At 35.0% G+C, this 19,889-nt stretch carries 12 protein-coding genes; 9 read left to right on the forward strand and 3 right to left on the reverse strand.

The window, feature by feature from the left end; translation table 11 throughout:
* Window positions 1-170: 170 nt before the first annotated feature.
* The 6 genes from J8281_RS12345 to J8281_RS12370 all read left to right on the forward strand — a co-directional run bounded on the left by J8281_RS12345 (window position 171) and on the right by J8281_RS12370 (window position 10,204).
* Window positions 171-419 carry a hypothetical protein gene (locus J8281_RS12345; protein ID WP_210197943.1) on the forward strand — a complete coding sequence of 83 codons (249 nt, stop codon included), beginning with the start codon at window positions 171-173 and terminating at the stop codon, window positions 417-419.
* 334 nt (window positions 420-753) lie between these two features.
* On the forward strand, window positions 754-2,067 hold the full coding sequence (tilS, locus tag J8281_RS12350) for a tRNA lysidine(34) synthetase TilS (protein ID WP_210197944.1): 1,314 nt from the start codon (window positions 754-756) through the stop codon (window positions 2,065-2,067).
* Window positions 2,067-4,061, forward strand: coding sequence for a cytochrome c biogenesis protein CcdA (locus J8281_RS12355; RefSeq protein ID WP_210197945.1), 1,995 nt, complete (start codon window positions 2,067-2,069; stop codon window positions 4,059-4,061). The genes tilS and J8281_RS12355 overlap by 1 nt, the downstream gene beginning before the upstream one ends.
* Window positions 4,062-4,377: 316 nt before the next feature.
* The gene (locus tag J8281_RS12360) at window positions 4,378-6,231 is read left to right on the forward strand and encodes a CocE/NonD family hydrolase (RefSeq protein ID WP_210197946.1); all 1,854 of its coding nucleotides are present in this window, start codon (window positions 4,378-4,380) and stop codon (window positions 6,229-6,231) included.
* A 22-nt stretch (window positions 6,232-6,253) separates the two neighbouring features.
* On the forward strand, window positions 6,254-8,125 hold the full coding sequence (locus tag J8281_RS12365) for a DUF885 family protein (protein ID WP_210197947.1): 1,872 nt from the start codon (window positions 6,254-6,256) through the stop codon (window positions 8,123-8,125).
* Window positions 8,126-8,227: 102 nt separating this feature from the next.
* Window positions 8,228-10,204, forward strand: coding sequence for a tetratricopeptide repeat-containing sensor histidine kinase (locus tag J8281_RS12370; protein WP_210197948.1), 1,977 nt, complete (start codon window positions 8,228-8,230; stop codon window positions 10,202-10,204).
* A gap of 29 nt (window positions 10,205-10,233) precedes the next feature.
* Here the strand turns inward: J8281_RS12370 and J8281_RS12375 are convergent, their stop codons facing one another.
* The gene (locus J8281_RS12375; RefSeq protein WP_210197949.1) at window positions 10,234-11,112 is read right to left on the reverse strand and encodes a DoxX-like family protein; all 879 of its coding nucleotides are present in this window, start codon (window positions 11,110-11,112) and stop codon (window positions 10,234-10,236) included.
* A gap of 604 nt (window positions 11,113-11,716) precedes the next feature.
* Between J8281_RS12375 and J8281_RS12380 the strand changes: the two genes are divergently transcribed.
* Both J8281_RS12380 and J8281_RS12385 read left to right on the forward strand, forming a co-directional pair.
* The gene (locus J8281_RS12380) at window positions 11,717-14,668 is read left to right on the forward strand and encodes a fibronectin type III domain-containing protein (protein WP_210197950.1); all 2,952 of its coding nucleotides are present in this window, start codon (window positions 11,717-11,719) and stop codon (window positions 14,666-14,668) included.
* A 439-nt stretch (window positions 14,669-15,107) separates the two neighbouring features.
* Complete coding sequence (locus tag J8281_RS12385; protein ID WP_210197951.1) at window positions 15,108-15,515, forward strand: hypothetical protein; 408 nt, start codon at window positions 15,108-15,110, stop codon at window positions 15,513-15,515.
* 267 nt (window positions 15,516-15,782) lie between these two features.
* Here the strand turns inward: J8281_RS12385 and J8281_RS12390 are convergent, their stop codons facing one another.
* Window positions 15,783-16,997, reverse strand: coding sequence for a bifunctional alpha/beta hydrolase/OsmC family protein (locus tag J8281_RS12390; protein WP_210197952.1), 1,215 nt, complete (start codon window positions 16,995-16,997; stop codon window positions 15,783-15,785).
* A gap of 311 nt (window positions 16,998-17,308) precedes the next feature.
* Here J8281_RS12390 and J8281_RS12395 point away from each other — a divergent pair, with 311 nt between their 5' ends.
* On the forward strand, window positions 17,309-17,467 hold the full coding sequence (locus tag J8281_RS12395) for a hypothetical protein (RefSeq protein WP_210197953.1): 159 nt from the start codon (window positions 17,309-17,311) through the stop codon (window positions 17,465-17,467).
* A 140-nt stretch (window positions 17,468-17,607) separates the two neighbouring features.
* Here the strand turns inward: J8281_RS12395 and J8281_RS12400 are convergent, their stop codons facing one another.
* Window positions 17,608-19,557, reverse strand: coding sequence for an alpha/beta fold hydrolase (locus J8281_RS12400; protein ID WP_210197954.1), 1,950 nt, complete (start codon window positions 19,555-19,557; stop codon window positions 17,608-17,610).
* Window positions 19,558-19,889 lie beyond the last annotated feature (332 nt).

Consider the following 19,889-nt stretch of genomic DNA (forward strand, 5'->3'; position numbering starts at 1 on the left):
AAAATGACACCTGTGGAATTCGAAAAAAACTTTCCTTTGATGGCTAGCCATCAAAGGAAAACAATGACTATTTTTAACAACGAAGTATTAACCTAAAAACGGTCAACGCTAATCAGGGAAGTACATTTTGACTTTTGGCTAATTGCGAAATAAGGTTGGAGGGTTACAAAATGAAGTCCGACAGTTGTAAAATACACTTGGTCAATGACGGAATACACTTGGTCGATGCCAGAATGTGGTCGAAAGCTCTTGGGATACACTTAGTCGATACCAAAATACACTTGGTCGATGCTCAGATGAGGTTGGTTATAGTCCAAATGCACTTCGTCGAGCCCTGGATAAGATTGGTTACCGCCTTAGAAATATTAAATGTACCCCAAATCAGAAAACTCAAAGACTCACCCCTCACCCCTAAATAGGGTTCCGTTTAAAACTGATTTTTTTCAGGTCTTGTATTCGATATCATTGTTGTCCGATAAAAAAGTTGATAAGCTTTGAAAACCTCTATTACCATTAAGAAATTATGAGTTTATAGAAAAGACATCTTGCTTTCTAAAATTTAGACAACTTATTTTGAAACTGAATCACCTTTACTTCAAAAACTATAATAGACAAGTAGTTACAAATAAGTCTTTGTTCTATTTTCTAGCAGCGCAGCGGTCTATTTTCTTTAACCGGAAAATACTGATTCGATATTCAAAGTTGTATATTTGAACACTAAAATGTATCCTTTACGCTAATTTTATACTATTGTTGTTACAAAAATTTAAAGATCATATTACTGACGATTTTTCATTTTTAAAAGAGAAGACATTGTTGATTGCGTGTAGCGGGGGATTAGACAGCATAGTTCTAGTAGCACTTTGTCATCAGTTACAATTAGAATTTGGGATTGCACATTGCAACTTTAAATTAAGAGAAAAAGAAAGCGATGAGGATGACATATTTGTAAAGACTTTAGCAGAAAAACTCGGTATATTATGTTTTAGAACAAGTTTTGATACAAAGAAATACGCCAGTCAGCACAATGTATCGATACAAATGGCGGCTAGAAAATTGAGGTATGACTGGTTTAAAAAAATAGCCTTTGCATCTAAGTTTGATTATGTGCTTACTGCGCATCATGCCGATGATAATTTAGAAACATTTTTAATCAATCTCTCTCGAGGAACGGGGTTAAATGGTTTAACCGGAATTCCTAAGGTTAATGAAATATTCATTAGACCCTTATTGCCATTTTCAAGAAAAGAAATTTTAGATTTTGCTATAGAAAATAAATTACAATGGCGTGAGGATAGTAGCAATCAAGATAAAAAATATCTTCGAAATCATGTACGCCATGGTGTAGTTTCAGGTTTAAAATCTGTACACCCACAGTTTTTACAAAATTTTGCCAATACCTTACACTACCTCAATCAAAGTAAGCATTTTATAGAAGATCAGGTAGCCTACCTTAAAAAAGAGGTGTTTGATACTTCAGACACAAATACGATTAAAATCTCTATTGCCAAACTGCATCAATACAGTCAGCCAGAACATAGTGTATATTTTTTGTTTAGAGATTATGGATTTACCGCTTGGCACGATATTGCACAAATGATGACGGCACAATCTGGAAAACAGATTTTTTCTACTACCCACAGACTGGTTAAGGATAGAGCATATCTATTATTAAGTCCTATTACTGAAGAAATTTCGGATACTACATACTACATCTCAGAAGAAGAACAAAAGGCGATAATTCCGCCGGGTGTGATACAGTTAAGACGAGTTTCAGAAATAAAGCCAACAGATCTCAAAACGGTTTATCTAGATAAAGAAAAGTTAAAGTATCCTTTACTAGTAAGAAAATGGAAACCAGGCGACTATTTTTATCCCTTCGGAATGAAAGGAAAGAAAAAACTAAGTAAATTTTTTAAAGATGAGAAATTATCTATTCTTGCAAAAGAAAACGTATGGGTTTTATGCTCTCAAGAAGATATCGTTTGGGTAATCAACTATAGATTAGATAATCGATTTAAAGTAACCCCCCAAACCGAACAATTATTAAAGATCACTATTACTTGATGAACTATTTCTTACTACTCATTACTACGTTTTTATTGGCAAACCCTATTTTTGCTCAAACCCTGGATCCAATTCAATGGGAAGCTAGTGCCGAAAAAGAATCAGAAAATAACTATATAATATATGTTAAGGCAACTTTGGATAAAGGCTGGCACTTGTATTCACAAAATGAGTCGGATACAGACGAAATAACACCTACGCCAACTGCATTTACATTTAATGCTACAAAGGAGACCTATAGTTTACTAGGAGAAACTTTTGAACCAAAGGGTATCGAAAAATACGATAATATCTTCGAAATGAATGTTAAGTATTTTGAAAACGAAGTCACGTTTTCACAAAAAATACAACTCATTGATACAACTTTGAAGGTCGTTAAGGCTGAAGTCTTTTTTTCGGTTTGCGATGATGAAAAGTGTCTGGCACCAGAGGTTGTAGAGTTTACTATAAGTCTTACCGGAGAAGCCATCGAAACTAATGAGAATGTATCTAATATCTCTGCAGATGATTCTGCCAAGTCTGAAGCATTACATATCGATGTTAAAGGTTGGGATAAATTTCCAAAAGAAGAGATTAATGATAAAAGTTACCTTACCATATTTGTTTTAGGATTTTTAGGGGGATTACTAGCGCTTCTAACCCCATGCGTGTTTCCTATGATACCGCTTACGGTCTCTTTTTTTACAAAAGGAGGCGGGAGTAGAAACAAGGGAACGTTTAATGCCATTCTTTATGGCTTCTTTATCTTTTTGATATACCTTTTATTAAGTTTGCCATTTCATCTTTTAGACTCATTAGACCCAGAGATTTTAAATACCATTTCGACTAATGTGACATTAAACATTCTGTTTTTCATCATCTTTATCGTTTTTGCTATTTCATTTTTTGGATATTTTGAAATTACATTACCCGCATCCTGGAGTACAAGTCTTGACAGTAAAGCCAATAGTGTAGGTGGAGTGGTCGGCGTATTTTTTATGGCACTCACGTTGGCTTTGGTATCATTTTCTTGCACGGGACCTATTTTAGGCTCCTTGTTAGGAGGCTCTCTAAGTAGCGACGGTAGTGCGATACAACTCAGTTTTGGAATGGGAGGATTTGGTTTAGCACTTGCTTTACCTTTTGCATTATTTGCCCTATTTCCTAACTGGTTAAACTCATTACCCAAAAGTGGAGGATGGTTAACCACAGTAAAGGTTGTTTTAGGATTTATAGAATTAGCGCTAGCCTTTAAGTTTTTATCTAATGCCGATTTGGTAGCACACTGGGGGATATTAAAACGAGAATTATTTATTGCTATTTGGATAATAATAGGGGTTGCCATGGCATTGTATCTCTTCGGAAAAATTCGTTTTCCACACGATGGTCCTTTGCAAAAACTAAGTGCCGGAAGAAAAACATTAGGAGTAGTCACTTTGGCATTTGTGATATATTTACTTCCTGGATTAACCAATACCAAATACGCTAATCTTAAGTTACTTAGTGGATTCCCTCCTCCGTTATTCTATAGCATATACGAGAAAGAAGCACACGGACCTTTGGGCCTCAATGCCTATACAGATTTTGAAGAAGGAGTGAAAGCAGCCCAACTTCAAAACAAACCCATAATGATTGATTTTACGGGTTGGGCCTGTGTGAATTGTCGTAAGATGGAAGAACAGGTATGGAGCTATCCAGAGATCATGGATATTTTAAAAACGAAATACATTCTGATATCTTTATACGTAGATGATCGAAAAAAATTACCTGAAAACGAGCAATTTAAGTTTTTAAAACCTAATGGAAGTGTTAAAAATATCAAAACCATAGGCGATAAGTGGGCAACATTTCAAACGGTTAACTTTGAAAATAACTCACAACCTTTTTATGTACTTATCGATGCGAATATGAATTTGCTTAACACGACAACAGCGTATACACCAGATACCACAGCATATCTAGAATGGTTAAAGACTGGGTTAGAAAACTTTGAAAATCAGATTTTCATCAAGTAATACCAAATCTGCTATAAAATGGCATAAAAGATGCGAAGTTGCTTTTCTCTCCTTCGAAGCCGTAAAATCATTGCATAGGCTCAAGCTACGGAATTATTTTTCAATGAAGTAGGAGGGAAAATGAACAAGGAGATTTGTGCTATTTTATGGTAGATTTGGTATAAAAGTATGGCAAGGCAAATAGTAATGTCATCATTCAGCACTACGAAAACTTTTGACATGTGTATGTATACGTTGAGATTTGTTAAAATCTCCTTAAAAACAGAAAACTGGCGCTACCATTTTTTATCTTCAGCATTAAACAAAATACATACGAATGCAATCGATAAAAATTATTCTTTTTCAAAGTCTTTTATGCGTCTTTCTATCCTCGTGTTTTGCACAAGAATCTGATAGTTTTGATATCAAAAAACAGTATGTCAAACAAGAGGTTGACATAGAGATGCGTGACGGTATTAAATTACATACAACGATCTATTCGCCGAGGGACACTTCAAAAAAATATCCAATTATAATGCAAAGGACTCCGTATAGCTCAAAACCATACGGAAAAGATCAATACAGATCAAAAATCGGTCCTAATGAATTTTTGATGAAAGAAGGAAATATCATTGTTTATCAAGATGTTCGCGGTCGTTGGATGAGTGAGGGAGTATATGATAATATGCGCGCCTATATTCCAAATAAAAAAGGAAAACAAGTAGATGAGGCAAGCGATACATATGATACCATAGATTGGTTAGTTACTAATTTGGATAATACTAATGGTAAAGTGGGTATATGGGGAATTTCATATCCCGGATTTTATGCAACTTATTCTTTATTAGACTCACATCCGGCTTTAAAAGCGGTATCACCACAGGCTTGTATCGGAGATTTCTTTTTTGATGATTTTCATCATAATGGAGCATATTTACTGAGTTATTGGAGGGCAACCTCAGTATTTGGATATGAAAAGACCGCGCCTACTGCCAAAAGTTGGTATTCTTTTCCTGATTTAAAAAGTGAGGATCAATATCAATTTTTCCTAGATGCGGGTCCTTTAAGTACGCTGGATCAGTATTATAAAGAAGATAATGTGTTTTGGACTCAATTAAAAGAACATCCCAATTATGATGAGTTCTGGCAAAAAAGAGGTATTATACAGCATTTGGAAAACATAAAACCTGCAGTTATGGTCGTAGGTGGTTTGTTTGATGCAGAAGATCTCTACGGACCTTTCGAAACGTACAAAAATATAGAAAAACGAAGTGATAACTATAATATCATGGTTTTTGGGCCATGGAGCCATGGGGATTGGGCACGCACTACAAAAAGGCAAGCTATCGGCAATGTGTATTTTGGCGACGATTTATCGCTAAACTACCAAAAGAATGTAGAAACTCGCTTTTTTAATCATTTCTTAAAAGAGGAAGCTACCGGAGATACAGGTCTTCCTGAAATTCAGATTTTTGATACCGGGAAAAAGGAATGGAATACTTTTACTAGTTGGCCTCCTAAGGATGTGTATAAAAAGAAATTCTATCTATCTTCAAATAGTGCATTATCTGAAAAAAGTGATACCAGTTTTTCAGAATTTATAAGTGATCCTAAAAAACCAGTACCATATTCCGAAGATATTAAAATGGTGTTTACACCAAGAAAATACATGACAGATGATCAAAGATTTGCTGCTCGTCGTCCAGACGTATTGGTTTTTGAAACACCTGTACTTACTAAAGACATGACTTTATCAGGAGAAGTACTAGCACAATTAAAAGTGGCAACTACCGGTACTGATGCAGATTGGGTTGTAAAATTGATCGATGTTTACCCTAATGATGCAAAGGACACGCAAGAAACACAAGAATATCTCAAAATGGCAAATTATCATTTGATGGTTCGTAGTGAGGTGATGCGTGGACGATTTAGAGAAAGTTTCAGTCAACCCGAGCCATTTGTGGCCAATCAAAAAACAGAAGTGAATATTAAGTTGCAAGATGTACACCATACATTTAAAAAAGGACATAAGATTCAGATTCAGGTGCAAAGCACTTGGTTTCCATTAATAGATTTGAATCCGCAAACCTATGTACCCAACATTTTTAAAGCGAAAGCATCAGACTTTACCAAAGAAACGCATAAGATATATCATGATTCTGCCATAGAGTTTTCAATTTTAAACCCTTAAGCTAACCCTCTAAATGTAAACTATGAAGCATAAAATAACGGCAAGCATTTTGTTGCTTTTTTATATGGTACTTCTAAATAGTTGTAACAATCAAAAAAAGCAAACAAAAGAAAATATCGCGGTTACAACCGAATCGGTAAAAGAATATTCTGAACGGTTAAACGAATGGTTCGAGAAACAATTTCAGGACGAAGTTAGTCGATCACCTATGCGACAAACCTATCTGGGTATTAAAACAGAGGATTACGGGAAATGGGATGATATATCTTCTAAAAGAGAAGCAGATGATCTTCTAAGAGCTAAGCAACGTTTATCCTTTTTAAAAGACTCTATCAATACTAGTTTATTGAATGATGCTACTCTTTTAAGCTATCAATTAATGAAACAAGACTTAGAAAATCAAATTGAGGATTTTTCTTTTCGGCTTTATGATTACCCTGTAAATCAAATGAATGGTATGCATGCTCAGGTTCCTGCATTTTTGATTAATATGCATAGTATTGATACGAAAACCGATGCTGGGGCTTACGTTTCAAGATTACTGGGTATAAAGCCGCTGTTTAGACAATTGGTAGGCAATTTGAAGATTAGAGAGAAGAATGGAATCGTTCCTCCAAAATTTGTATTTACAAAAGTACTCGATGACTGTAAAAATATTGTTACAGGTCGCCCCTTTGATGCATCAAAAACGGCCAGTACTCTTCTAACTGATTTTAAACATAAAATTGCAGAGATAGATATATCAGAACAGGAAAGAAGCCAACTTATCGCTGAAGCAAATCAAGCACTTATAGATAGTGTTCAGCCCGCATATGAACATCTCGTTTCTTTTTTAGAAGGTCAACAACAACGAGCTACAACAGATGATGGTTGCTGGAAATTCCCAAAAGGGACTATATTTTATAATAGAGCACTTAGACGCACAACGACTACCGATATGACAGCCGATCAAATTCATAAACTTGGCTTAAAAGAAGTAGATCGTATTCATAATGAAATGAAAACTATTATGAAACAAGTTGCGTTCGAGGGTACCTTACACGATTTTTTTACATACCTCAAAGAAAATGAGGAGTTTTACTTTTCAAACGATCAATCAGGAAGAGCAGCTTATCTTAAAGAAGCCGAAACTTTGATTAATAAGATGCGAGGTAGATTAGATGAATTGTTTATTACCAAACCCAAAGCAGATATTATCGTAAAAGCCGTAGAACCCTTTAGAGAAAAGAGTGCAGGGAAAGCATTTTATCAACAGGGCACACCAGATGGTTCAAGACCGGGTAGGTATTATGCCAATCTCTACAATATGAAAGCTATGCCTAAATATCAAATGGAAGCTCTGGCCTATCACGAAGGAATTCCCGGTCACCATATGCAAAGGTCGATTTCATTAGAATTAAATGATATACCGAAATTTAGAGTATTTGGTAAGTATACGGCTTATACCGAAGGCTGGGGATTGTATACTGAACTTTTACCCAAAGAAATAGGACTGTATAAAGATCCATATTCAGATTTTGGGAGATTAGCGATGGAGTTGTGGAGAGCTTGTAGATTGGTAGTAGATACAGGTATTCATGCCAAAAAATGGACTAGAGAAGATGGCATCAAATACTATGTAGAGAACACTCCAAATGCAGAAAGTGATGCCATAAAAATGGTTGAAAGACATATTGTAATGCCAAGTCAGGCTACAGCGTATAAAATAGGAATGAATAAAATTCTCGAATTACGAAAAGAGGCAAAAAAGAAATTAGGGGATCAATTTGATATTAGAGAGTTTCACGATGTTATTTTGACCAATGGACCGGTACCGCTCAACATTTTGGAAGAACTGGTGCAAAAATGGATTGCCAAAAAAAGTGAAATGGCAATAAATACGGTTAAACCATAAATAATTGAAAGAATAATACTACAATATTATAAAAAATAGTATAATTTGTGTATTTTGCGGATGAAATATGTTTTTTGTCATATTTACCCCAAAATAAACAAAATGAATAAAACCACCTTAACCGTAATCTTGATGCTTTTGGTCAGCACCATAGTTGTCTCGCAAAGCCAAAAGTCTGAGAATAATTTAGAACATATAAAAACCCTTCAGGATTCTACTGCTTTTCTTAATTCAGTACGAAACTTAGAACAATTAGTTAATGAAGGACAATTGGATAGTGCTACTAATTTAGCTAATGCGTTAATAAACGTAGGTATTGCTATAGGTTATACTAATGGATTAGGCCAAGCATATATAGAAAAGGGGCGGCTACATCAGAAATATCGCAGAGATATAGCATCTAATAGAAATTTTGAACATGCGATTTATTATTTCCAAAAAAGTAATAATGTAGATGGTTTGGCAAAAGTGTATAGCACCAGATTCATAATTGAGCGGGGTAAAGGTAATTTTGAAAAAGCTTCGGATTATTTATTACACGCAAAATTATATAGAGAACAACTGCAAGATAGTATTGGTCTTACAAACATTTACAACAATCTTGGTATTATGTATAATGAGCTTAAAAATGTAAAAGCTGCCGAGACATATTATCTCAAATCCATTGAACTTAGAAAGCAATTAAATCTAGATGAACTCGGGCTAGTTATGAACAATTTGGCCTTGTTATATACCGAAAATGGGGACCTATTTAAGGCTCATGATTTAGTATCAGAAGCATTGGTCATTAATAAAAAAGACAAAGATTTTAAACATATTGCCCAATCTTATAGTATTATGGCAAAGATTGCACTTTATCAAAAAGAGTATAAAACTGCCAAAAAGTATTATGATACTACGCTTTGCGTAGCGAGTCAGACTAATTTCAAAATTTTGGCTATTAATGCTCAACAGCAATTAGGTATAGTTGCTCTCAAAGAAAGAGCGTTCGAAAAAGCCGAAGAATTATTACGAATTGCCAGAAAGGGTTTTGCTGAAGTTAATGCGCAACCCTTACTGCTTAAAAATTATCAATATTCTTTTAAACTAGATTCTACAAAAGGAGACCTGTTACGGGCAATTAGTTGGCAACAAAAATATCAAGAACTTCTGGATAAAAGAATGTCTGATTTGGCTAGCAAAAAAGTTGAAAAAACCAAAGCACAATACGAAGCCGAACTAGAACAATTAAAATTAATTGAAGAACAGCGGCAAAGCGAACAAGAAACAAGGGCCAAATTGTTTAAATTTCGTTTAATAGCATATAGCGCTGTTGCAGCTGTTCTTCTTATTTCGGTTTTTTTGATGATTTTAATAAAAAATAAAAACGAACGGCAAAGATTAATCAGGAAATTAGACAATTCAAATAAAGTAAAGAATAAACTATTTTCTATCATCGCTCATGATTTAAAAAATGAAATTAACGGATTAGATGGCACATTAAAACTATTAAAGGAAAACGCTATTTCTGAAAAAGAATTTAAAGAAATTATACCATTCTTATCTAATGGAACTCATCAAACCTCAATACTTCTGCACAATCTATTAAACTGGTCCAAATCTCAGCTTAAAGAGTTAAATGCCAATCCAGTTTATTTTGACATTACTGAAGTTATTAATGAGAAATTTACATTTTTTGAGCGAAAAGCCCGTGAGAAAGAGATTAAGCTTATCAACAAATTAGAGCCTACCCCCATTTATGCAGATAAAGATATGTTTGGTATAGTCGCCCAAAATTTAATTGCTAATGCTATTAAATTTTGCAACCCAGGAGATTCTATTGCCTTACTATCACTAGATAGAGAAAATCACTATGAGATATGTTTTCAAGATACAGGAGTTGGTATTAAGCCGGCATATATAGATAAATTATTTGCCGAGGATACGTTTACAACCCCCGGAACTCAAAACGAAACCGGTACGGGTCTTGGATTGAAAATTTGTAAAGAACTCATAGAGCTTAATCAAGGTAAAATTGAAGTACAAAGTGAACCCGGTACCGGCAGTACATTTTGTATTTCATTACCTAAAGCGGCATGATTGTAAGTCTATTACTCAAATTTATGTATTCAATTAACAGAATTTCCTTCAAGACGCTGCCTTGAATATAGATATTCCAGTTTACCCTTGAGTATAAGCACAAGCAAAGGCACCGTACCGTGAGGTATTCTGTAAATGGTTTGGTGTAGGTTTTGATGAATCGAATGTAAAGGAAAATCGATATAAAAATTCGCTATAACTCTTGCTAAAGCAGTTAAAGTACCCCAAACAACGGCATACCAAAGGGCATATGTTGAAACTCTAGGGATAAAAATTAATACTGCTATTATAAAATCCAAAATTCCGGCGATATATAAAAAGAGTTTTGCTGTAGCTTCTGTACAACCAAAAATTTGTATCACCATATCTACAAATTTTCCTGGTACAGGATAGAAACCAAACGCATACAATCCGTGTGAGAAAAAAGTTATAGCTATCAACACTTTTAAAATCAAAATGAACCTTTTCTCATTATAATTTTTATGATATAGTAATAAAACAAATGGTAAACCAAATTGAATACTATGCTCAAAAAATTGAGCACTGTGATAAAATTTCTCCTTTGTTAATAAAACCGATAGCAGCAGTAGTGAAATACCTCCTATCCAAATAGGTATTCGAATCCATACCACCTTAGATTTTATATAATATAAAGCACAAAACGAAGCAATGAGATAAATGGCACCATTAATTCGAATACTTGCCTGAATAGAATTATCTGTGGTAAGGCTGGTGACATAATCTTTCCATGGGGTATTAAAAATTCCTTCTACGATAGGTTGAAGTAATGCTTCATCCCAAAAAAATGATCGATATGGCGCATCCCAAAATAAATGTTGCCAGGCTCTTCCGAAGAAGATCATAAAAACGGAAAGGTGTAAAATTAAATAGGCTTTAGAGTTTTTCATGATAATATGATAAAATTTAGTTGAATGCTACTATCTCGAGAGTATTAATTTTTATTGGTACCGCCAAAGGGTATCATACCCCGAGGTAATTTACTAGGCTTTCACTTCCCATAAAGCGCAACGAACATATATTGAAAATTCACATATAGCGTTACCTTTTTAATTATCCTAAACGCTTTAGATAAAAAATATCCATCTCTAACTACACAAAACTTTCATTTTTCGCTAAAACCAAGAAAATGTAAACTAGTTCACTAAATAACGAATACATTCTCTTTTTATTTAAAAATTTTAGTTCTTGTTATGACTGGTGCTATCGAACTTAGTAAGAATATTCATTCAAATTTATAGAATTAATTAAAATAAATTTTATAAAAACGAGTTAGTAGTTTGATTATCTTTTCTATAATTTAATGTTGTCAAATTTAAGTTTACGTTAAAATTGATGATAGGAAAAGCATTATCATAGTCAGTGAATTAATTTTATAATACGAAGCGATATTTTCGTTTCTATAATAAAGAGTAATGTAGCTTGAATATTAAGATCAAATTAGCCTTAAAATAAATTAACTTAATATATACATTAACCCTTAATTCACACAAAATGAAGAAAATTTATTTGTTGTTATTACTAGTATTGACAACACAATTGTATTCGTCAAACGGTAAATATCGTTTAACGTTACGAGACAGCCCCGCTACCTCAATCGTAATTGGTTGGGATCAAACTTCCGGAAGTACTCCGGTAGTGTATTATGGCACCACAGATTATGGTACAAACTACACAAGTTACCCTAATTCTAAAGTTCCAGACAGAACCGTTTCTTATAAAGGAATGAACAATACATTTGCCCGGCTCACCGGTTTAACGCCAAATACAGCATACTACTTCGTAATACATGATAGCGAAGGTACTAGTGAGCGTTTCTGGTTCAAAACTGCTCCTGCAGATAATAGCAGGTTATCTTTTGTTGCAGGAGGCGATTCTAGAAACAACAGAACACCAAGACAAAATGCGAATCGGCTGGTTGCAAAACTTAAGCCTCATGCCGTATTGTTTGGAGGAGATATGACCAACGGAGATAGTAATGGTGAATGGAGAGACTGGTTTAACGATTGGCAGCTTACTATTGCCGATGATAACCGTATGTTTCCTATCGTTGCTACTCGCGGTAATCATGAAGATAGTAACAACAGTGTCTATCATCTTTTTGATGTACCTTCAGCCAATATTTATTATGCCATTACTTTTGGAAACAATCTTGTTCGAACATATACGTTGAATACCGAGATTTCTATTACGGGAAACCAAACTACATGGCTACAAAATGATCTTGATGCTAATCCTAATACAGTTTGGAAGATGGCACAGTATCATAAGCCTATGCGTCCTCATGTTTCGTCGAAGCGAGAAGGGAATAATCAATATAACAGCTGGGCACAGCTTTTTTATGACAAAGAGGTTAAATTAGTAATAGAGTGCGATGCGCATACCGTAAAAACTACATGGCCTGTACGACCGTCTACAGGTTCGGGAAGTGAAGAAGGTTTTGTTCGCGATGATCAAAATGGAACCGTATATGCAGGAGAAGGTTGTTGGGGTGCCCCGCTTAGATCTAATAACGATAATAAAAGTTGGACGCGCAACTCTGCGAGATTCAATCAATTTAAATGGATTTTTGTAGATGAGAATAAAATTGAAACTCGTACGATAAAGGTAGATAATGCTTCGCAAGTCGGTAGTGTTTCAAACGACGATCCTTTTACTACACCTACCAATCTTGACATCTGGAGTCCTTCTAACGGAAGTGTGGTTACTATAAATAACAATAATATTGCAGATGAAGAACCACCTTCTGCTCCTGCTTCCCTAAATTCATTTAATGTAACAGCAAGCACGGTGTCTTTAAATTGGGAGGCTTCTATCGATAATGTTGCTGTATCGGGATATGATGTGTATCAAAATAATATAATGATAGGGAGCACGGCTACAACAGGGTATGATATTAGTGGACTTGCCGGGAATACAACCTATTCGTTTAAAGTGCAGGCCAAAGATAGAGCAGGTAATATCTCTGCATTTAGTACTGTAGAAGACGTAACGACATTAGATAGTTCTACTGTTTTGTATACCGTAGGTGTTACGACCATAGGTGATAGGGATGCTACGCATGCCACTCGAAGGGCAATGCCGTATACAATGACAGAGAATGGAATATTGCAAAGTATTTCTTTACATATTGCAGGAGGTACGGGAGAAGTACAATTAGGCGTATATGCAGATAATAACGGTGCGCCTGGTGATAGATTAGCTGCTACGGCAATTACTCCGGTAAGAACTACCAGAGGTTGGCAAACTATTAGTTTAGAAACTCCTGTTACTGTTCTTAATGGTAACACTGTATGGTTGGCGTGGATGTTTTCAAACCATCCTGGTATAGCTTATGTTTCTGGAACTCCTGGTCGCTACGAAGCTACAGGTTCTAGTTGGTCTGCGGGTGGCAACAATATGCCTTCAAGCTACGGAAGCGGAGCACAAACCGACTATAGATACTCTGTGTATGCGAATTATCTTAAAGATACATCAATAGTTAGCTATACATTAACTACAACTACTGAAGGACAAGGTAGTGTTTCTGGTGCAGGAACATATCCTGAAGGCACTTCGGTAACTCTTACTGCTTCGCCTGCTGCCGGCTGGCAATTTGAGAGTTGGAGTGGTACATCTACAAATGCTTCTAATCCATTAACTATTGTAATGCAGGGCAATACAACTATTACTGCAAATTTTACCGAGAATACTAGTGGTGGTGCATCAGAAAAACTGGGTATTGTCACTGTAGGTGATCGTAATTCAACTCATACTACACAGCGTTCTATGCCCTTTACTATGACTAAAGACGGAACTTTGGAAAGTTTAAGTATACACATAGAAGGCGGTACAGGAGATGTACAATTAGGGGTTTATGCTGATAATAATGGCATACCCGGTAATCGATTGGGACGAACTGCTATTACTTCTGTAATCTCTACGAGAGGATGGCAAACTGTCGCTCTAGAAACTCCTGTTTTCGTGAATAATGGAGACACCATATGGTTGTCTTGGATATTTTCGAATAATCCTGGTGTTGCTTATGTTTCCGGAACTCCTGGAAGATATAATGCAGATGGAAGTAGTTGGTCTGCTACTGGAAACATGCCATCAACTCATGCAAGTGGATTGCAAGGTGATTATAGGTATTCTGTGTATGCCACATTCACTACTGCAGGCACTTCAGAAGCGGTACCTTCTCCAACAGAAGATTCGGCATTTTCAATATTCCCTAACCCGTTTACAAGCGAAATTACTATTGCAACTACTGCAGTAACGAAAAATACAAGTTCATTACAACTTATTATTTATAATCTTGCAGGAGAAGTAGTTAGTCAAGAAAACGTTTCTATGCAATCTAAAATAGTCATACAACCTAAGATTTATAGATCTGGAATCTACCTACTATCTATTATAGATAAAAATAATAATGTATTGGCCACAAAAAGACTAATTAAGAAATAAAATTGTCTCACTAATTTTGCAGTGCAAGCTGTATACCAAAAGGCTTTCTTAAAAAGTGATACTATATAGTTGTAGTTGTGCTTTTGGGAAAGCCTTTGGTTTTTAATAGTATAGTAGTCTTTACATAACAATTTTATAATTCGGTAAAGAATGAAGTTGGATAAATTATTCATATTTTAGTGAGTATATCATCTTAAAACGTATTGTTATGAAATAAGCCATAACGATTAAGATGATACCCATCGATATGATTCATTGGCGATTCCATTTGACCATTAAAAAACAATAAAAATAAGCAGATGAAACGAGCATTAATAAATTTTAAAAATTACTTCACAAAAGGGAATGTTTAAAATTTTTAATGTGAGAGCGTAGCGCTTACATACGTTCTCAATTTTTTAATTATTTCGTTTCCAAACAATTAAAAAGATTTAAACGTATGAAAATAGTACAAATTTCAATTTCAATTTTGATTGCGACACTTTTACTTTTCAATATTTCATGTGAGACACCAAGCCATGAAAATCCACAATCAAAAACCACCTTCAAAAATGCGTTGACATATAACATCCGTTTTGGTTCAGAACATTATGTTCCCAGCGATGACCCCGGTGGAATTCAAGGGTTTTATGCTATTAATATTGAAACGAGAGATATATATTATTCCGACCGAATAGGGCAATATTCTTATGATAATAAAATATTAAATATTCCAGAAGGCACTTATGAATTCGGGGCTTTCGAAGGGTATTTTGAAGGAGCTTCGTCTGAGATTATTGCGTTGCGCCAAGATCTTATTGGAAACGATGGTTTTGTTCAGGTTGATTTAAGATTTTGGTCAGAATAATTAATTCTACGGAAAGCCCTTATAATTAGGAATGTATAATTTATATTATTCTTGTTTCTAAATAAAAACTATACTCCCCGTTTTGCTTCAAGCAAGGGGAGTGTTTTATATTATCTTTTCAGGGATATAAGAACTACTTCGCGTATAGCCCGTATTAATCTTATGAAGATCAGTTTATCGATATTACCAAAGGGAATAATACTTTAAGGCTTACCTCGAAATTGAGAAATTGTTTTCAACGAATGCCTCGTGGTCTCGCCTAAGGTATTACTGAATTAATTTGGTAATCACTTGTGTCTCGCTGTGTAAAGTTTTATGAACAGGACATTTGTCTGCGATTTCTAGAATTTTAGCAATCTGTTTTTCATCTAGATTTCCATCTAATTTGATCTCTCGTTCAAACGTATCTATTTTTGCTGAAGGATCTTCACAGTTTTCACAATCTGTAGCATGATCTTTACCGTAGCTGGTATGTACTTCGACATGTTCTACATCCCATTCTTTTCTGGCTGCATACATTTTGATCGTCATGGCTGTACAAGCAGATAAACCTGCCGATACAAGTTCGTATGGAGAGGGACCAAAATCATGGCCTCCTACATTTTCGGGTTCATCGGCTACCATATAGTGATTTCCTACTTTCATCTGGGTGGTAAATCCTTCTTCGTTGCCCAAGCTAGCTACCACATGGTGCTGACTATTAATTTTAGGAGTATCAGGGATATTGACGTATCTAGATGACCAACCTGCAATTACTTTTCCTGCATATACAGAATCATCTTTTTGCATAAGAAGATGATCGGCTCCATCAAGTGTGACAAAACTTTTGGGGTGTCGAGCTGCAACATAAATCTCTTCGGCATTTTTTATAGCTACTGTAGCATCCTGTGGGGAGTGCATTACCAATAGTGCCTTATTTAAATTTTTTGCAACCTCTGGAAGTGATTTAGTATCCAAATCGTCTAAAAACTGCTTTTTGATTGTAAAATCTCGTCCGCTTAAATTAACAATAGCTTTACCATTAGCTTTGATTTCTTCTATATTGTTTTTTAATAAATGCGTTACATGTTTTGGATTAGAAGGCGCACCTATGGTTGCTACGGCTTTTACAGATTTAATTTGGGCTGCTGCAAAAATAGCGGCAGCTCCCCCCAAAGAATGACCTACCAAAAGACTGGGAGCCTGGTGCTCTTTTTCTAAAAAATCGGCTGCGGCTACGAGATCTTCAACGTTACCAGAAAAATTGGTATCTGCAAAATCTCCTTCACTTTCTCCCAATCCGGTAAAATCAAAGCGTAATACAGCAAACCCTAGTGCTGTGAGCCCACGGCTAATATTTCTTACGGCTCCTAAATTCTTATTGCAGGTAAAGCAATGTGCAAAAAGTGCAAAATTATGGGGATGTTGATCTGGGGGAAGTTCTAAACGCCCAGATAGTGTTTGACCTTCGGTACTGGTAAATGTGACTTTTGATAAACTCATTGGTTATTGTTTTAAATCAGTTCTTTATTTATGCCTGCCATAAATATAATTCTAATATTTAGAGTTCTCAGATTTGGTATGCTAACTATTTCATAAAGAACCCGTTTAACTCTCATAACAAAGTTTTATTATAAAGTTTGGATTCAAAGGTTTTATAAAATTTATCTTTCTCTCCATATGTATGCGGGAAATGCTATAATTTTTTATGATAGCGTACGTAAGAAACAACACAAGTTTGTTAAAGCAAGTTACTAATTTTGATGTAGTATTGATTTTGACTACATTTACATAATAACCAAAAAATAGGTATTATGTTAAAACAAATTCTTAAGCTAGACGGGGTGAGCGAGCTAACTAATAATCAATTGAAAGTTGTAAAAGGCGGATATGTTTGCAGTGAACAGGCCTCTTGTCCCGCGAATAGGTATTGCGATTTTAGATGGGGAAATGAGGGATTGTGTATTTTGTGAATAAAAAAGTTGAATAATCAACTGAGTATTTTAACAGGTTCTTAAAGTATATCCATGCGATGTAAAAACACCTCCAAACTTTAATGAATTTTAAAGTTTGGAGGTGTTTTTATTATGGGCTTACTAAGATTGCCGTAATGTTATACTTTTTTATCCACGTTAGTTGATGTGTTTTTATCGTCATTTGTGGCTTTGACACCTTCACCTTTTAAATAGGTATCCAGGAATTGACGTACTTTTCCGTAGGCTTCGATTTGATTTTCCTTTTTTACGAATCCGTGACCTTCATCTTCAAATAAAACATACTCTACCGGAACACCATTTTTTCGAACACCTTCGACTATTTCGTCTGATTCTACTTTGAGCACCCTAGGATCTTTTGCTCCTTGAAGTACGAGAAGAGGTTTTGTCACCTTTTCGGTATGAAATAAAGGAGAAATTTGTTTTAGTCTTACTGAATCTGCAGTATTAGGGTCGCCCATTTCAGTATACAATGCATCTTTAAAAGATTCCCACCATGGCGGGATACTTCTTAATGTTCTTATCCAATTTGTTACTCCAAAGATATTTACGCCTACTTTGAATTCTTCTGGTGCATAAGTTAGTGCTGCCATAGTCATATAACCCCCGTAAGAACCTCCAATAATTCCTATTTTATCGGCGTCTATACTATCTTGTTTCGCTAACCAGTCTTTTCCTGCTATACAATCTTTTAGATCTTTATCTCCATGATTTTGATCATCCATTTTGAAAAACGACTTTCCGTAGCCACTACTTCCTCTATTGTTCACAGCCAAAACTGCATATCCATGATTCACCAGGTATTGAATAAATGCGCTAAAACCTTGTCTGGATTGTCCTCCTGGCCCACCATGTACCCAAACCAAAGCGGGAACTTTTTCGTTTAAAGATGCCTGTTTGGGGCGGTAGTAGATTGCAGGTATTTCTGTTCCGTCAAAAGAAGGAAATCGTACTACTTCTGCAGTCACGAGGTGATCGGGATCTATTTCTTTATTTAAAACATCGGTTAGTTGATAATAATTTTTGGTTTCAAGATCATAAGCATAAGAGTTGGTGGGTGTGTTTGATCCTCCTACACGTAATAATGCCATAGTTTCATCTTTAGAAAAACTAGCACTTAATATTTGTTGATCTTCGATGTTTGGAAATTGAACTTCATTACCAGAGGCTACTTCCTTTATACTCATTACTGTTTTTGCATCTTCGTTGGTAAACATAATTTGATACGTACCATTCTTTGTAAAATAGAAGTTAGAGATATCCCAGTCTTTCTCGATTAGTTTTTCCTGAGTACCATCTTTAAGATTGTATTTCATCACATAACTAAACTCGGCGCCATCATCGGTTGTATAATAGAAAAATGCATTGTCTGGAGAGAAGTCTTGTGGGGAATTACCACTTACATTTTTATTAATTTTTGTTTTTTCCTTTGTTTTTGTGTTTAACAAATAAAGATCGGTGTCATTAGTGTTAATAGATTTGGTAAGTGCAATAAAGGTTCTGTCATCAGACATTCCGCCAAATTGCATGCCTTCATCATTTTGATATATCATTTTTGGTGTAAAATCACTAAGGTTCATTTCGTAGTGATCCATAAATTTTGGATTACGCTCATTACTGCCATAAAAGAAGCTTTTACCATCTTTGGCCCATCCCCTGAACAAAGCCCTCACATTCTTCTCGGGTGTTAGCCTTTTGATACCGGTGCTATCCTTCATAAAAATTTTGAAGATTTCGTCGCCATTGCCATCCATTCTAAAAAGTATCCTGTCATCTTCTGGGAAATATGATATGCCGAAAACAGAAGAGCTGTCTGATGCAGTTATCGGCGCAAATTCACCACCTTTTACTGGTGTTATATACATGTTATATATCCCAGACCTGTTGCTTGTTATCAACACAGTTGACTTATCTGGAGAAAATCCATTGGAAAACGCATTTTCGTTATCCATAAATTGTTTGATAGAATATTGTTCTATCTTTTCGGTAGTAGCAGTTTCTTGCTTCTTTTCTTGTTTGCACGAGACTAATAAGAGCAAACCAATACTGAAAATGATTAGTTTTTTCATACGTTTAAATCTTTTTAATTGTTTGAAAACGAAATAATTAAAAAATTGAGAACGTATGTAAACGCTACGCTCTCACGTTAAAAATTTTAAATATTCCCTTTGGTGAAGAAATTTTTAAAATTTGTTAATGTTCGTTTCATACGTTTAAGCTTTATTTATTATTTGATAATGGTATAATTATAAAATTGAGCGCGTAGTAACCGCTACGCACTCAGATTAAAATTTCAAAACATTCCCTTTGATAAAATCATTTATTCATTTTATATATTTATAATTTTTGTTCTTCAATTGTCAAAAGTCAATTACACTCAATGCAGCAATGGAATCCTTAT

Origin of the sequence: Aquimarina sp. U1-2 (assembly GCF_017897595.1) — a bacterium.
Classification (GTDB): domain Bacteria; phylum Bacteroidota; class Bacteroidia; order Flavobacteriales; family Flavobacteriaceae; genus Aquimarina.

Coding starts and splice junctions, on each gene's coding strand:
- J8281_RS12385 (WP_210197951.1), top strand. CDS start 15,108: ATGAAAATAGTACAAATTTCAATTTCAATTTTGATTGCGACACTTTTA.
- J8281_RS12345 (WP_210197943.1), top strand. CDS start 171: ATGAAGTCCGACAGTTGTAAAATACACTTGGTCAATGACGGAATACAC.
- J8281_RS12395 (WP_210197953.1), top strand. CDS start 17,309: ATGTTAAAACAAATTCTTAAGCTAGACGGGGTGAGCGAGCTAACTAAT.
- J8281_RS12390 (WP_210197952.1), bottom strand. CDS start 16,997: ATGAGTTTATCAAAAGTCACATTTACCAGTACCGAAGGTCAAACACTA.
- J8281_RS12400 (WP_210197954.1), bottom strand. CDS start 19,557: ATGAAAAAACTAATCATTTTCAGTATTGGTTTGCTCTTATTAGTCTCG.
- J8281_RS12360 (WP_210197946.1), top strand. CDS start 4,378: ATGCAATCGATAAAAATTATTCTTTTTCAAAGTCTTTTATGCGTCTTT.
- J8281_RS12365 (WP_210197947.1), top strand. CDS start 6,254: ATGAAGCATAAAATAACGGCAAGCATTTTGTTGCTTTTTTATATGGTA.
- J8281_RS12375 (WP_210197949.1), bottom strand. CDS start 11,112: ATGAAAAACTCTAAAGCCTATTTAATTTTACACCTTTCCGTTTTTATG.
- J8281_RS12380 (WP_210197950.1), top strand. CDS start 11,717: ATGAAGAAAATTTATTTGTTGTTATTACTAGTATTGACAACACAATTG.
- J8281_RS12355 (WP_210197945.1), top strand. CDS start 2,067: ATGAACTATTTCTTACTACTCATTACTACGTTTTTATTGGCAAACCCT.
- J8281_RS12370 (WP_210197948.1), top strand. CDS start 8,228: ATGAATAAAACCACCTTAACCGTAATCTTGATGCTTTTGGTCAGCACC.